The sequence below is a fragment of the Desulfoluna butyratoxydans genome (assembly GCF_900699765.1).
GTDB lineage: Bacteria > Desulfobacterota > Desulfobacteria > Desulfobacterales > Desulfolunaceae > Desulfoluna > Desulfoluna butyratoxydans.
Map to the genome: position 1 here is coordinate 706,418 of NZ_CAADHO010000002.1, position 14,738 is coordinate 721,155.

At 56.7% G+C, this 14,738-nt stretch carries 14 protein-coding genes; 8 read left to right on the plus strand and 6 right to left on the minus strand.

What is annotated here, in order from left to right:
• Position 1: 1 nt before the first annotated feature.
• The 3 genes from MSL71_RS08055 to aprB all read right to left on the minus strand — a co-directional run bounded on the left by MSL71_RS08055 (position 2) and on the right by aprB (position 4,084).
• Positions 2-1,273: a CoB--CoM heterodisulfide reductase iron-sulfur subunit A family protein gene (locus MSL71_RS08055; protein ID WP_180138572.1), complete on the minus strand. Its 1,272-nt coding sequence runs from the start codon at positions 1,271-1,273 to the stop codon at positions 2-4.
• 324 nt (positions 1,274-1,597) lie between these two features.
• Positions 1,598-3,577: an adenylyl-sulfate reductase subunit alpha gene (aprA, locus tag MSL71_RS08060; protein ID WP_180138574.1), complete on the minus strand. Its 1,980-nt coding sequence runs from the start codon at positions 3,575-3,577 to the stop codon at positions 1,598-1,600.
• 69 nt (positions 3,578-3,646) lie between these two features.
• The gene (gene aprB / locus MSL71_RS08065) at positions 3,647-4,084 is read right to left on the minus strand and encodes an adenylyl-sulfate reductase subunit beta (RefSeq protein ID WP_180138576.1); all 438 of its coding nucleotides are present in this window, start codon (positions 4,082-4,084) and stop codon (positions 3,647-3,649) included.
• 803 nt (positions 4,085-4,887) lie between these two features.
• Here aprB and MSL71_RS08070 point away from each other — a divergent pair.
• Both MSL71_RS08070 and MSL71_RS08075 read left to right on the plus strand, forming a co-directional pair.
• On the plus strand, positions 4,888-5,613 hold the full coding sequence (locus tag MSL71_RS08070; protein WP_180138578.1) for a YkgJ family cysteine cluster protein: 726 nt from the start codon (positions 4,888-4,890) through the stop codon (positions 5,611-5,613).
• 569 nt (positions 5,614-6,182) lie between these two features.
• The gene (locus MSL71_RS08075; protein WP_180138580.1) at positions 6,183-7,001 is read left to right on the plus strand and encodes an SDR family NAD(P)-dependent oxidoreductase; all 819 of its coding nucleotides are present in this window, start codon (positions 6,183-6,185) and stop codon (positions 6,999-7,001) included.
• 484 nt (positions 7,002-7,485) lie between these two features.
• On the opposite strand, the gene MSL71_RS08080 is transcribed toward MSL71_RS08075, so the two are convergent.
• From MSL71_RS08080 to MSL71_RS08090, 3 genes are all read right to left on the minus strand, one after another.
• The gene (locus tag MSL71_RS08080) at positions 7,486-8,262 is read right to left on the minus strand and encodes a YkgJ family cysteine cluster protein (protein WP_180138582.1); all 777 of its coding nucleotides are present in this window, start codon (positions 8,260-8,262) and stop codon (positions 7,486-7,488) included.
• A 35-nt stretch (positions 8,263-8,297) separates the two neighbouring features.
• A complete protein-coding gene (locus tag MSL71_RS08085) occupies positions 8,298-8,879 on the minus strand; it encodes a YkgJ family cysteine cluster protein (protein WP_180138584.1) in 582 nt (193 codons plus the stop codon).
• A 62-nt stretch (positions 8,880-8,941) separates the two neighbouring features.
• Positions 8,942-10,000: a deoxyguanosinetriphosphate triphosphohydrolase gene (locus MSL71_RS08090; RefSeq protein ID WP_180138586.1), complete on the minus strand. Its 1,059-nt coding sequence runs from the start codon at positions 9,998-10,000 to the stop codon at positions 8,942-8,944.
• A 496-nt stretch (positions 10,001-10,496) separates the two neighbouring features.
• Here MSL71_RS08090 and MSL71_RS08095 point away from each other — a divergent pair, with 496 nt between their 5' ends.
• The 6 genes from MSL71_RS08095 (at position 10,497) to pheS (ending at position 14,738) form a co-directional block, all read left to right on the plus strand.
• On the plus strand, positions 10,497-11,054 hold the full coding sequence (locus MSL71_RS08095) for a type I restriction enzyme HsdR N-terminal domain-containing protein (protein ID WP_180138617.1): 558 nt from the start codon (positions 10,497-10,499) through the stop codon (positions 11,052-11,054).
• Positions 11,055-11,283: 229 nt separating this feature from the next.
• Positions 11,284-11,793: a nucleoside deaminase gene (locus tag MSL71_RS08100; RefSeq protein ID WP_246317743.1), complete on the plus strand. Its 510-nt coding sequence runs from the start codon at positions 11,284-11,286 to the stop codon at positions 11,791-11,793.
• Between the two features lie 198 nt (positions 11,794-11,991).
• Positions 11,992-12,486 carry a translation initiation factor IF-3 gene (gene infC, locus MSL71_RS08105; RefSeq protein ID WP_281374464.1) on the plus strand — a complete coding sequence of 165 codons (495 nt, stop codon included), beginning with the start codon at positions 11,992-11,994 and terminating at the stop codon, positions 12,484-12,486.
• 251 nt (positions 12,487-12,737) lie between these two features.
• Positions 12,738-12,935, plus strand: a complete 198-nt coding sequence (gene rpmI, locus MSL71_RS08110; protein WP_180138619.1) for a 50S ribosomal protein L35 — start codon at positions 12,738-12,740, stop codon at positions 12,933-12,935.
• A 245-nt stretch (positions 12,936-13,180) separates the two neighbouring features.
• On the plus strand, positions 13,181-13,531 hold the full coding sequence (gene rplT / locus MSL71_RS08115) for a 50S ribosomal protein L20 (RefSeq protein WP_180138621.1): 351 nt from the start codon (positions 13,181-13,183) through the stop codon (positions 13,529-13,531).
• Between the two features lie 199 nt (positions 13,532-13,730).
• Complete coding sequence (gene pheS / locus MSL71_RS08120; protein ID WP_180138623.1) at positions 13,731-14,738, plus strand: phenylalanine--tRNA ligase subunit alpha; 1,008 nt, start codon at positions 13,731-13,733, stop codon at positions 14,736-14,738.

Consider the following 14,738-nt stretch of genomic DNA (forward strand, 5'->3'; position numbering starts at 1 on the left):
TTTACCTCCCTACTACGGTTTGAATCGCTTTCAGGGCCATACCTGTAGCATTCTGGTTGGAAGAGACAACGTCAGCGGGCTTGTTGGCGCAGCCGCACCCGAACATGCCGCCCTTGTCATAATCGTTGATGATGAAGCCGTTGTCGTTGAAGGTGAGATCCGCCTGGGGCTTGTCTGTTGCGAGGCTGGGCTCCATGCCCGTGGCCAGGACCACCATGTCGGCTGTCTGGCGCACTTTTTTGCCGGTGACGGCGTTTTCAGCCACCACGGTGACGCAGCCGTTGTCGGCCTCAGCCACTTCGGCCACCTTGCCCTTGACGAAGAAGACCTTCTCGTCTTCCTTGAGCTTGTTGTAGAATTTTTCGTAGCGCTGGCCCGGTGCGCGGAGGTCGATGTAGTAGATGGTGACCTCGCAGTCGGGGTACTGCTCGCGCAGGTACGTGGCGTGCTTGAGGGATGCCATGCAGCAGATGTAGGAGCAGTAGGGCAGGTGGTTCTCATCCCTGGAGCCCGCGCACTGCACGAAAGCCACGGATTTCGGGGCTGCATCGTCCGAGGGACGAACGATTTTCCCTTCGGTGGGGCCGGTGGAGGAGGCCATGCGCTCCAGCATCATGTTGGTGATGATGTTCTGGTGACGACCGAAGCCCAGGTTGTCGATGCGGGTGGCGTCGTAGGGCTTCCATCCGGTGGCCCAGACCACGGAGGCCACCTTCACGGTGGTGGTGGTCTCGGTCATGGAAAAATCAATGGCTCCGTACTTGCAGGCCTCTTCGCACTTCTTCTTGTCGTCGGCGCTGATGTACTCGCTGATGATGTACTTGGCGGGGAAGGCCATGGGGTGGGGCAGGTAGGCTGCCTTGGTGCGATCCATCCCGAAGTTGAGCTCGTTTTCGATTTCACCTTCACACGCTTCGGCGCAGGCGCCGCAGCCGGTGCAGTTGTCGTTGACGTAGCGGGGGCGGGTTTTCAGGGTCACCTCGTAGTTGCCGGGGGTCCCTTCGACCTTCACCACTTCGGTCATGGTCTGCACGTGAATGGCAGGGTTGTCCTTGATCCGGCGGAAGTTGATTTCAAGCCCGCAGGTGGGAGGACAGAGTTTGGGGAAGTACTGGTTCAACTGGAGAACACGCCCGCCGAGGTAGGCGTTTTTTTCAACCAGGATGACCTCGTGGCCGGTTTCAGCGGCTTCGAGGGTGGTGGTCAGTCCGCTGATCCCACCGCCAACGACCAAAATGCTTGCACTAGCAGGGGCTGCTTTGTCGATTGTCATGCTATCCCTCCATGCATAAATGTTTATAAACTGTCGAAACCATCGTATTCGCTACTCTTTTTTGTGGACTCCGGGGACAAGATGGTGCTGTTCACCTTCTCCTTGGTCACCTTGGTGTGCGTGTCCACATTCCGTCGGGCTCCGGCGTAAGGGCTGAAGCCCGCAAAAATCTGGACACAACATTTCGGCGAAGGAAAAAGTGTTTACAACAAAAAAATAAATTCAGTCCCATGAAAGAGCGCGGGGCATTAAAAAAAGCCTCCAGACATCGCAAGGGACATCTGGAGGCTTATTTAAGCTACTTCATCACAGCTTCCCTTAGAATTACTTCATGGGGATGATTCTGTGGTAAGGCTCTTTCTTCATGGTCCACTCGTCGGACTTCCTGTCGTAGGCAGAGTTAACGAAGCAGAACCACTCTTCATCATCCTGGCCGGGGAAGTCTGCCTGGTAGTAGAAACCGGGGTAACGGGTCTCTTTACGGAACTGGATGTGCCGTACGTGAGCTTCTACGGTGTAGAGACGGTGGAAGATTTCCCAGCAGCGCATCAGCTCGTGCAGGTCGCCGGCTGCGAGTTTCTCGCAGTCTTCGTGCATCATCTTGAGCAGGTCGTCGATGAGGATTTCGAGGGCCTTGGAGCTGGTCTGGTAGTAAGTGGCCGTACCACCGCCGTACTCGTTGGTGGCCTTCATGAGACGAAGGGCCATGCCATCGGGCTTGCAGTAGTTGGGGTTCACGTTCTGCGCAGTGGTGAACTCGCTGTTGTCGAGGTAAGTACGGACGGGCTTCCATACGAGGTCGACGAGCTCTTCTTTGGTCTCGGCCAGTTCAGGCTTGAAGGGGTTGTCAGTGATGTACTGAACCATGCCCTTGGCAGCCACACGACCTTCGTAGTGAGAACCGGAAGAGAACTTGTGACCGGAGCAGCCAACGCCGTCGCCAGCGGTGAAGAGGCCGGGAACGGTGGTCATACGGTTGTAGACCTTGTCGCCGACGCCCCACTTGTAAGACTCGGGTACCCAGTCCTCATCGGGACCGGAGCACCAGAGACCGCAGCAGCCGGAGTGTGAACCGAGGAGGTACGGTTCGGTGGGCATGATCTCGGAGTCTTTCTTCTCGGGCTCGGTGTTGGTGGCGCACCAGAGGTTGGCCTGGCCGCAGGTCATGTCAAGGAAGTCTTCCCAAGCTTCGGACTCGAGGTGCTTGAGCTCTTTCTTGTCCATGGTCTCGCCGAGTTTCTGCAGGGCGTTGGTGGTCTTCATGATGATGGGACCACGACCGGCCTTCATCTCGAAGAGCATCAGGTGGTTACGCAGACAGGTCGGAGTGATGGCTGCGGTGCCGTAAGGCGCGTAGTTGGCCAGCTCTTCTTTGGAGCGGTCGGTGGCGGCGTAGTTTTCGCCGATACCGTTTTCAAGGTGAGCCTTGAAGAGGAGGAACCAGGCACCCACGGGGCCGTAACCGTCTTTGAAACGGGCGGGGGTGAAACGGTTTTCCATCATGGAGAGCTCAGCACCTGCACGGAGACACATGGTGTAGGTAGAACCTGCGTTCCATACGGGGTACCATGCACGACCTTTACCTTCGCCAACGGAACGGGGCTGGTAGATGTTAACCGCGCCGCCGCAGGCACACATCATGGTCTGGCACTTGATGATGTAGACTTTGTTTTCACGGGTGGAGAAACCAACGGCGCCGGCGATCTTCTTGGGATCGTTTTTGTCGTTGAGAAGCTCGACGATGAAAACACGCTCAAGGATGTTCTCTTCACCGAGGGCCTTTTTGGCGGCTTCGGCAACGATACGCTTGTAGGATTCACCGTTGATCATGATCTGCCACTTACCGGTACGAACAGGAGTGGCGCCATCTTTAAGGAGGCCCATCTTGAGGCCCTTCTTGCCGTCCATGCTCTTGCCGTCGGCAGACTTCTTCCACATGGGGAGGCCCCACTCTTCGAAGAGGTGAACGGAGTCGTCCACGTGGCGGCCTACGTCAAAGGAAAGGTCTTCACGGATGATACCCATGAGGTCGTTACGGACCATGCGGGTGTAATCGTCGGGGGTGTTCTCGCCGATGTAGGTGTTGATGGCGGAGAGACCCTGAGCAACCGCGCCGGAACGCTCCATGGCGGCCTTGTCAACGAGAAGGATCTTGGTGTCGTCGCTGGCCCACTTCTTGACCTCAAAGGCCGTACCGCAGGCAGCCATGCCGCCGCCAACAATCAGAATATCCACTTCCATTTCGACGACTTCAGGGTCGCGAACAGCTTTCAGTTCTCCCAAAGGCTTGTTAGGTAATGCCATTGTCATTTCCTCCTAAAAAGAAATTTTTTGAATCGTAATCAGAAACACCTTCGTGGTGACCAAAAAGACTTATGCAAGCTCGAGGGGCTGTGCAAGGGTCTTACCGTCCGCTTCCTCAGTGGAGAGGAGGGCAGAGCTGAGGTCTTTGCCTTTGAGACCTTCGTAGGCATTGGCGGAACCTTCGGCGGTGGTTCGGATGGGGAACTTGAAGCGTTTGACGACACCGTTACGGAACTTACAGGTCCACATGATGTCCTCGGTGCCCATCATGGGCATGATGCTGGAGCCCATGGGCACGAAGTCGGAGTAGCCGCGTACTTCAATGGCCTGTGAGGGGCAGATTTTAACGCAGGAAAAGCACTCCCAGCACTGATCGGGCTCCTGGTTGTAGGCCTTCATGGCAGTGGGGTCCAGAACCATCAAGTCGTTGGGGCAGATGTACATACATGCTGTCTTCTCCCCGCCTTTGCAACCGTCACATTTTTCAGCGATTACATAGCTTGGCATTTGCTATACCTCCCTGATAGGGCATTGATCACCTGTTCAATGCCTCGTTAACTTTTGGCGAAACTCCCAAAATGGAGGTATCGCCACTGACACTGTTGCCTGAGGTGTTACACCTCTTGGCTACGATAATAAAAAAATTATGTATCCGCAGAGTTCGTCCTCTCCGCCGATATATAATGTTCTTCTCAAATTGCTTTTTTCTAATAGGTGATAGTGTCTATCAATCCTACTTCCCATGATAATAATTAAGCTGCAAAGTATCACCGGGTCTGACCCTTGTCAACCATTTTTAGGGGCTGAAATTCCCAGAAAAAAGAGCTATCTACTGTGTTTTTCGTGGTATTTCCACATCTTCTATAATGAGTGGTAGTTCATACCAGATATAGGTATCTGTCGGATTTTAAATGGAAAGCGTTGCATGGGGATGAGGGGGGCGGAGTGTGAGGTAACATCTCTAAGATGCGGGGGTTTATGGTGCTTTCCAGGCCATAAATTTTGGGTTGTTAAAAGGAATTTATCATAAGTCGACGTGAACGATGTTCTAGTAAATCAATAATTTTGAAGGTTTCCATCAGTGAATTGACGTTCAGTCCCGGGGCCACCCCTCAGGCGGTCTTGACATTGGTACCTGCCTGGGGGACCATGGTGCCTCCGGAGCGATGCCGCACCGGGGCCGGGGGGTGACTTTTTCCGGCACAAGGCTCAAGAAATACAGTCGGGATGCGTTGCCGCCATACCCAATGGGGCGGGGTCGGTCCCGGCACAATATGTTTTTGGGGGGCATGGCCCCGGACGGAGGTGTTATGAGCGGTGAACCACAGTTTATTGGAATCGACGAATCCTTTACCTTTGCATGCGGCGCCCAAAAAGGGTGTTTCAACCAGTGCTGCTGCGATCTCAACCAGTTTCTCTATCCGTACGACATCCTCCGGCTGAGCCGGGCCCTCAAGGTGTCCACCCGCGAGTTCCTCGATACCTATACCTTTATATACACAGGGGATAGCACCGGCCTTCCCGTGGTCTCTTTCAAGACCTCCACAAGGGAACACAATGCCTGTCCCTTTGTGACCGACAAAGGCTGCGCCGTGTATGACGACCGTCCGGCCTCCTGTCGTTTCTTTCCCCTGGCCCGTGCCCTGGCCCGCTCCCGGGATGACGGTTCGATCTCCGAATACTTTGCCGTCATCGAAGACCCCATCTGCGAGGGCTTCATCGGCGGAGAGGTGTGGACCCCGAGACGCTGGATGGAAAGCCAGGGCCTTGTGGCCTACAACGAACACAACGATCGAATGATGGAGCTTATCAGCCTCAAGCAGCAGCACATGCCCGGTCGCCTGGAAGGAGATGACCGCAAGGCCTTCGAACTCGCCTGCTACGACCTCGACGGTTTCCGTGGCCAGGTGGCCGACGGGACCATCTCCCTGGATGCAGAACGTAAACAGGCCGTGCTCGAAGACGACGAAGCCCTCCTCGGCGAGGCCATGGGCTGGATCCGGGAGCGCCTCTTCGGCACCCGACGGGCGTCGTGATGTAAAGTCCGGACATGGCCAACGTGGGTGATAACAAGCATGCCTCCGGCGGCCAGGTGGGGGCACCTGGGGACCCTGTGGCGAATGCGTGGCGGTGCACATCATGCAGGCGCTTTCGAGGCATTCGCGTGGCGTGTGACATATGGCAACCGCTTTTGCAGGAGATGCCTATTTTATTTTTCTGCAAAGAAGTGAAGGGCATTTAGGAGCGCTTGTTTGAAAAAAGCTCCGCAAAAATGTTCCTGAAGGGATCGCGCCTGAACTGTTACGGTGGATCCGAGGCATGATGATTTAAGATCTGTTTGTTAGTCTTTTTAAAGGGGTTGGCCTCCGGAAGCAGTGCGGTTAGATCCAAAATGGACACGTAGCAACAACGTATCCTGTTACGTCGAAGCTTGTGAGTCAGCCCGTATAAACCATCGGCGTTTATGTCGGGCGAAGCCCGAGCCGAAGGCCCTTGCGCTTTGGCCCGAGGAACGAGGGACAAAGCGCAAGGGCTATCTGCTTTCGAGGTGGCTCACCTCGCCGCCGGAGGCATGCTTTTGGCTAACAGAAAAGGAATTTGAAAGATGGCAGACGAACGTGTGGCGTTGGTGTTGGGGGCGGTGAAGGGGATTGGCCGGGAGATCGGGCTCTCGTTGGCCCGCCGCGGGATTCGGACGGTGTTAACCTGGCACGACTGGGAGGAGAGTCTTCCGGCCATGGAGGCTGCCTTTGCCGAGGTGGGGTGTGACCATGAGATCGTTCGCGTGGACTTAACCGACACCGAGGTGGTGCCGGGGCTTATCAAACGCGTGATTGACCGCTTCGGGCGCCTGGACATCCTCATCAACAACATCGAGCGGGGCGGCATGCCCGTGGTCCACGGTACCTACACAAAGAACCAGTGGGAGCTGGAGGTGGCCACCACCCTCACGGCCAAGCGCTGGGTGTTTGAAGCGGCCCTGCCGTATTTGAAAAAGGCCCCGGACGGCTGCGTGGTGAATCTCACGTCCATTGCAGGGGTGGTGGGACGAAGCGGTCCTGCCAGCTACCTGTTTAACGAGGGGTATTCTGCCCTGAACCGTGGCATCTCCCTGCTCACCGAAACCTGGGCCCGCCTGGGCGCGCCCAATGTCCGGGTCAATGAGCTGATGCTGGGGGTTATGGACACCCGCCACGGCAAAGAGACTAGAGGCTGGGGCATGCATCCCGACAAGGTTAAAAAGGGTCTGGTGGACCATACCCTCCTGGGCCGCACCGGCACACCGGACGATGTGGTAAAGGCCGTGAGCTTCCTCGCGTTTGACGCCCCCTTTATGACGGGTTCCGTCATTCGCCTCGACGGCGGGTATGTCCTTGGCGGTGATCGGGTGTGGGAGATGCCGGAAGGGGTGGAAAAGCTGTAAGGCATGACCGCTATGGTCAACGTTGCCGGGAAAAAGCGTGCCTCCGGCGGCGAGGTGAGCCACCTCGAAAGCAGGTCCCCCTTGGGCTTTGTCCCTCGTGCCTCGTGCCAAAGCCCAACGGCCTTCGGTTCGGGCTTCGCCCGATATAACTACGTATGGTGTATGCAACCGGCCAGCACGCTTTGAAGTGAGAGGATACGTTGGCATGTTTTGTACATATTTTTATTTGACTGGGCTTGCGTCCGGCGGCTTAGCTGGGGGTGCAACATAACGATCCACCGACTTTGTTCTGGGTAAAGTCAGGCGAATCCCAAGGGGCTCTTATTGTGTTTCCAGAAGAGCGAAAAGGAGCTTTTTGTAAGGACGGTTGCCATGTGTCACACATCACGCGAATGCCCCGAAAATGTCTGCATGATGGCCATCTTCGAGCATTCGCAATAGGGTTTTCAGGTGCCCCCCACCTGGCCGCCGGAGGCACCCGCTTTTATTTCATGTGGATCATGTTTGACGGCATGCCCAGGAGAAAGACCCGGATCCATTCGAAGCCGAATTTCATCACGGCCACGTCATCCCTTCTCAGTTTCATCTTGAGGTCGCTTTTGATTTTGCAGCGTTTCAGAAGCGAGCTTCCAAAGATAAATTCCCTGAAATCATCCACGTTGTAGGCGGCCATGAAGGCCATTTTGGCGCGCTGGCCCTTGGGACCTTCTGCGCCCCAGGTGTTGCCGGATAGAAGCGTCTCCACCTCTCCCCAGAGTTCGTTCATGGCGTTGTGCTTTTCGGCGTTCTGGTCTTTTTGCCACGCCTCCGGTGTCAGTTCCTGCTCTTCGTGGATGCCCCGGCAAAAAGAGGGGGGGCGAAGGAAGAGGACCCGTTCTTTTTGGCCCTCTGCGTTGTAGTAGAGCCCGTGTTCGCAGGGGAAGGTGCGGCAGGTGTCCGGACGGAAGTCGTAGGCCGTGCAGCCGGCCTCGGAGAGAAAGACGCAGGTGGCCTCGTCATCGTCATTCATGCGGAGCAGGAGCTCTGGAAGGGCCTTTCCTTCTCTGAGTACGGCATCGGTGTATTGGTCGATGAATTCTCCGGCCGTGATGTTCAGGCCCTGTTTGAGGCGCAGCACGTCGTAGGGACTCAGGAAGAGGTTGAGGTTGCGGCAGCAGCGGTTGAAGCATTCAAGGCCTGAGTGGCAGCGGAACCGGAAGGTTTCGCCCTCTTTGATGCGGCCTTCGAGGCCGTCCAGGGTGGGGGTGTCAAGGTGTTTCATGGGCTTATGGTCTCCGGCGGATCGCCTTTTATTGATTAAAGCAGGATCATCTCGGCGATGGTGAGTCTCAGTCGGTCGGCAAAGCCGGTCTCTTCCCTCAGCTCCTTTTCAAGGATGGCCATCTCCCGGTAAAGGGGCGTGCGGTTCAGGGGCAGGCTTTGGGTGCTGGCCTGCTCGTATCGGGCGCACCCGGGGCCGTCGATGACGGTGCCGTCCGGCCGTTCAAGGATGTGGGCGACGCCGTGGAGCCGGCAGACCATGGGGCGATGTTCATAGAGGATGCACTGCCCCTCTTCCATGAGGGGGCAGGGGACCTTCTCCTCCCGCTCTCCGTTGGCACGCTGGTGGAGCAGGGGAGCCGCTTCCTGGGCCCGGAAGGTGACGGTGGCAAGGGTCTCTTCCGGCAGAGTGGCAAGGCCCTCTTTGAGGTAGAAGAGTTCCATGAGGGTGTGGTGATAAAACAGGGAGAGGCAGCAGTTGTCTTCACAGCCTGCGCAGGTGAACCCGCTTGACGATGCGGCCGCAGCATAGCTGCCGTCCATTTTATCGAAAAGGTGCTTGATCCGGTGGGCCCATTCGGGATTATCGATCTTGATGAGGGGGCGGGTTCTGTTCATGGGTGTTTTTGCCTTGTGTCTCGTGTATGGGGCCTCGGCTGGCTGTGCGGGCCCGCTGTGGTTTATACCAGCGACGACGGAAAAAAATGGCGCTCGTAAAGTTCCAGGGCGTACCGGTCGGTGATGCTGGCTATGAAGTCGCAGACGGAGCGCTCTTTGGAGCGGATCGTGTTGTGGTTCGGCATTTCCAGGGCGGCCAGCTCGTGCGAGAAGATGGTCTCGTTGGCATCCTGGAGAAAAAAGGTGTAGAGCTCCCTCAGGATCTTTTTGGATTTGACGAACTCATTGTGGACCTGCGGAGACCGGTAGACGTTGTGGTAGAGGAAATTGCGCAGCTCGTCCATGGCCCGGTGTACCTCGTCGGTGATCTGGAGCTTCAGCTCTCCGTTTTCCGGGTGGGAGGCGTAGATGAGGTCCCGGACCATGGTGGTGGCCCGTTCCGGGTGGTTGCTGCCGAGGACCCGGACACATCGTTCGGGGATCTGATCCTTGCAGATGACCCCGCTTCGGATGGCGTCGTCCAGGTCGTGGTTCAGGTAGGCCATGATGTCGGCCACCCTCACCACCTGACCTTCTGCGGTGCAGGCCTTTTCCCGTTTGGACTCCGGGATGATGGTGCCGTACCCTTTGGAGTGCTTGAGGATGCCGTCGCGCACTTCCAGGGTGAGGTTGAGCCCCGCCCCGTTTTTTTCCAGGATGTCGATGACCCGAAGACTCTGGATGGGATGGGAAAAGTTGCCGGAGTAGATCTCCTTCAGGACCGTCTCTCCGCTGTGGCCGAAGGGTGTGTGGCCGAGGTCGTGGCCCAGGGCGATGGCCTCGGTGAGGTCTTCGTTGAGGCGCATGGCGCGGGCCACGGCCCGTGCAATCTGAGCCACTTCAAGGGTGTGGGTCAGGCGCGTTCGGTAGTGTTCCCCCAGCGGGGAGAGAAAGACCTGGGTTTTGTGTTTCAGGCGTCTGAAGGCGTTGCAGTAGACGATGCGCTCCCGGTCGCGTTGAAAGTCGCTCCGGATGGGGCAGGCCTCTTCCTCCCGTACCCGGCCCCTGGACTGCGAGCTGGGCAGCCCGTAGGGGGAGAGAAAGCTCTCCTCCCTTTTTTCGAACTCTTCACGTGATGTCATGATGGCCTTGTCCCTCTTTTCAGAACCATCTCGGGTGGCGTGCAATGCGCCGGAAACGAGCGGCTGGTCGGGGCTTGCATGTGGTGCCCCCTTTGCACTGGATGCGAGCGGCCATGGCGCACCATGGCAAAATAAAATAACCTTTATATAACAGGTTGAGGGGTAAATACAAGGTGAAGCCCTGAAAGCCGCAGTGTGGGCGCCTTTGGCGGGCGTTTTGTCCGAGGGGTGCCTCCGGCGGGTCGCTTTTTTGAAAAAAGCTCCGCAAAAACGTTCCGGTAATAAAAAAGAAGAGGGGCTATGCCTTGTAGGGACGCATCCCCAAAAAACAAAACCTGTTTGTCTAACGTTTCAAAAGTTTGGCCCCCGGCAGGGCCGCCGGAGTCAATACCTGAATGTGTTTGCCCCGGGTAAGGCGCGGCAATTCTTGTTTCGCCCTGCTGAATCGGTTAGACTGAAAGATGGTCAAAGGGATTTGATGGTCGAGGAGGCGCATATGAGCGAAGGTCATCACCTGATTCTGGGGACGCTGACGGACTGCCTGACGGGCAAAACATTGACGGACACCCATGACGAGCGGTATCGCCAGAAAATTGCCCGGCATCTTATGGATGTGTGCGGGTTTGCCCCGGGTGAAATTGATGCGTCCCGGGTTGTGGAGGTGGGGGCCGGGGAGAAGAAGGCCCGGTTTCCTGTGGATTTTATCGTCTCGTCGGGTGGGGTCGCGGCCATGGTGGTCCGCTACCGGCCAGGTTCCATTGTCACCCGTCACCGATCGGGCCAGGCCCTGTGCCTGGTGCTGGCTCCCCATGAGATTCCTGTGGTGGTGGTGACCAACGGCGAGGACGCCGATGTGCTGGACGCCGGCACCGGGAAAGTGAGGGGGAGCGGATTTGATGCGATCCCCGGCCGGGGCGAGTTGGAGGCCCTGGTCTCGGAGGCGTCCATGGCGCCGGTGCCGGAGCGGCGCAGGGAGATGGCCCTTCGGCTTCTCCATGCCTGCGAGGTGGATGACAGCTGTCCCTGCGACACCACCATCTGCAGGCTGGAGTGATGGTTTTTTGTGGTAACTATTCAGCTTATGTCTCCGGCGGGTCGCTTTTTTTGAAAAAAAGCGCCGCAAAAAACATTGCGGTAAACGCCTTGATAAATGAAAAAATATGAGGGATTATACCCCGTTTGGGGTGCGTCTCCAAAAAACAAAACCTGTTTGACAAACGTTTTAAGCGTTTGGTCCCCGGCAGGGCCGCCGGGGGCAAAAATTTAAACGTGGGAGTGTGAGTGTGTCTGAAGACGATATCCGTTGGATGGAGGTTGCCCTTGGTGAGGCCCGAAAGGCCCTTGAAGGAGGGGATTTTCCCGTTGGGTGCGTGGTTGTGTCAGGGGGGCGTGTGGTGGCCACGGGGCGACGAAGCGGTACGGCCGCAGGGCCCGGGAACGAGCTGGACCACGCCGAGGTGACGGCCCTGAGGAGCCTTCTGGAATCCGGGGGGCTTGCCCAGGGGGCCAATGCCACGCTGTATTGCACCATGGAGCCTTGCCTGATGTGCTTTGGGGCGATTCTGCTCAGCGGGGTCTCCCGTGTGGTGTGGGCCTATGAAGACGCCATGGGGGGCGGGGCGTCCTGTGATCTCTCCAGTGTGGGGCCCCTGTACGCCCAGGCCGGGGTTGAGGTCCGGGGGCGCGTTCTCCGGGAGGAGAGCCTGGTGCTGTTCAAGGCGTTTTTTTCCAATCCGGACAACGGGTACTGGAAGGACAGCTTTCTGGAACGGTACACCTTAGAAGCCGTGTAGTCTGCCGAGCCCTTTTGTTCCCTGTGGTTTCAGGGATTAACAACCCGGAAAAAGTAACTTTTTTCTTGCATTTGTGCCAAATCTTCTATAAATAGAACGTTTGTTGATGATACATTATCCGCAAAATAGACTGTGATTGCGGACTGATAGCTTGAAACAGTAGACCACGAGGAGGAGAACATAGCTAACCGCAGCAAAATCAACGTCAACAACAAGATCAGAGCAAGAGAAGTACGCGTTATCGGTTCCGACGGAACCCAGCTTGGCGTGCTTCCCATTCAGAAGGCATTGAACACAGCCGCTGAAGGCGGACTCGATCTTGTTGAGGTGGCACCGAACTCGAATCCTCCTGTTTGCAAGATTATGGATTTTGGTCGTTTCAAGTACGAAGAGACCAAGAAGCGGCAGGAGGCCAAGAAGAAGCAGAGCTCCTTCCAGATGAAGGAGATCAAGGTCCGGCCCAAGACAGGTGACCATGACCTGCAGACCAAGGTCGGTCACATCAAAAAGTTTATCGGCAAGAAGAACAAGGTCAAGGTAACCTGCATGTTCCGCGGGCGTGAAATTACCCTCTCCGCCCTGGGACGCGAGTTGCTTGCCCGTGTCGCCGAAGAGACTGCAGACGTCGCGACGGTAGAGCAGATGCCCAAGTTTGAAGGGCGTACCATGTTCATCATCCTCGCTCCCAAGTAAGATGCCTTCGCAAAGCACAAGGGTCACCCTCCGTGGTCTTCCGGTATGCCGGAGACCTGGCCGGTGACTTGCGGCTTTTTGCGGGGTCGTCATAATGCCTTCGACTCCGGGGTCCCCGTTTCCCGGTTCGGGGCGTCAACGTGATGACATTCGGCGCAGGCGGTACCGTACACGTTCGGTTCGCCTGTGGTTATTCGGCCTTCGGGCGGCAGATGTCTGCGCCACCTTAAATGTGAAAGAGGTTTTACACCATGCCCAAGATCAAGACCAACAGAGCAGCTGCAAAGCGCTTCAAGAAGACCGGTTCCGGCAAATACAAGTTCAACAAGTCCAACTCAAGCCACATCCTCACCAAGAAGACCACCAAGCGCAAGCGGTCTCTGAGGCTTGCACAGGTTCTTGATGCAACCAACGTTAAAGCTGTCAGGAGAATGCTCCCCAACGGGTAGCCTTTCTTGAAGCAGAGGCGATTGTCCCCGCCTGGAACCCCAGCCCCTTAACGGCTTTGCCGTACGGGATCCGGAGGTCACCAGGTTCAAGCGGGCCGATCAACGGAATCGAAAATGAGATTTTGAACCGTTGCTGGACGTTTAAGATTCGGCGCGGTCACCATCACCAGAAAAAAACGGCGGACATCACGGACCACTGTAGGTAAACGGTCAGGCCGTGATGTAACGAAGGAGATAGAAAGACAATGAGAATTAAAAGAGGAACTAAAGCGAGGCAGCGTCGAAATAAGGTTCTTAAGCTGGCCAAAGGCTTTCGTGGCGGTCGCAGCAAACTGTTTCGCACCGCGGCCGACTCCGTAGACAAGGCGTTGATGTACGCCTACCGCGACCGCAAGCAGAAAAAACGCGAGTTCCGTAGACTCTGGATCGCCCGTATCAACGCCGGCGCGCGTATGAACGGTCTCTCCTACAGCAAGTTTATCCATGGCCTGAAGCTGGCCAACATCGATCTGGACCGTAAAGTCCTGGCTGAACTGGCCGTTTCCGACCCTGCAGCGTTTTCCGTGATTGCAGAGCGAGCGTCCCAGCAGCTTTAAGGAGATCGATTCCCTGCCACAGTCGGGTCGTGCATTGACGGCCTTGGTGCCACGCATGTCGACCCGCTCTTTCGGATGGGCCTTTTTCGGGGTAAGGCGGCCTCGCTTTTATCAAAGCACGCTGCCTTGCCTCGTTTTTTTAACAGGTCCCGACCCTCTTGAAGGTTGAGGCCATCCAAACTGGATACGTAGCGCGACCGTGGAAACTAATATCGAACAGATCTACAGTGAGGCCCTTTCCGACATTGAGGCGGCCTCCGATGAGAAAAGCGTGAAAACCCTTTCCACCCAGTATTTGGGTCGAAAGGGTTTTGTGACTCAGTACCTTAAAAATATCTCCGCCCTCCCTGCGGAAGAGCGTCCCCTGGCGGGCAAGCGGGCCAACGAGATGAAGCGCGGGCTCGAAAATGCCGTTGCAGAGCGCCTGGGCGTCCTTGCGGCCGAGGCCGAGGCGTCTGACCCGGGGATTGATGTCACCCTTCCCGGGCGCCGTGCCGAGGTCGGCTCCTTTCATCCCATCACCCGCATTGCCACGGAGATTTGTGAGATTTTTACCCGTCTCGGGTTTTCCGTGGTGGAGGGGCCCGAGGTCGAGAGCGACTACTACAACTTTGAAGCCCTCAATATTCCCAAGCACCATCCCGCCCGGGATATGCAGGATACCTTTTATATTTCGCCTGAAACCGTGCTCAGGACCCACACCTCTCCGACTCAGCCCCGCGTCATGGAAAAGAGCGAGCCTCCCGTCAGGATCATCGCTCCGGGCAAGGTGTACCGGTGTGACTCCGACTTGACCCATACGGCCATGTTCCACCAGGTGGAAGGCCTCTATGTGGACAAAGACGTCTCCTTCGGGGATTTGAAGGGCGTTCTCACCTCCTTTATTCACCAGATGTTCGATCCCGGCATCTCCCTTCGGTTCCGTCCCAGCTTTTTCCCCTTCACCGAGCCCAGCGCCGAGGTGGACATCAAGTGCGTGATCTGCCGGGGCAAGGGCTGCCGAGTCTGTTCCCATACCGGCTGGCTTGAGATCCTCGGCTCCGGCATGGTGCACCCGGCTGTTCTGGAGAACGTGGGCTACGACACCGACAAGGTGAGCGGCTTCGCCTTCGGCATGGGCATCGAGCGTATCACCATGCTCAAATACGGCGTGGATGATATTCGGAAGTATTTTGAAAACGACATCAGGTTCCTGAGGCAATTCTAA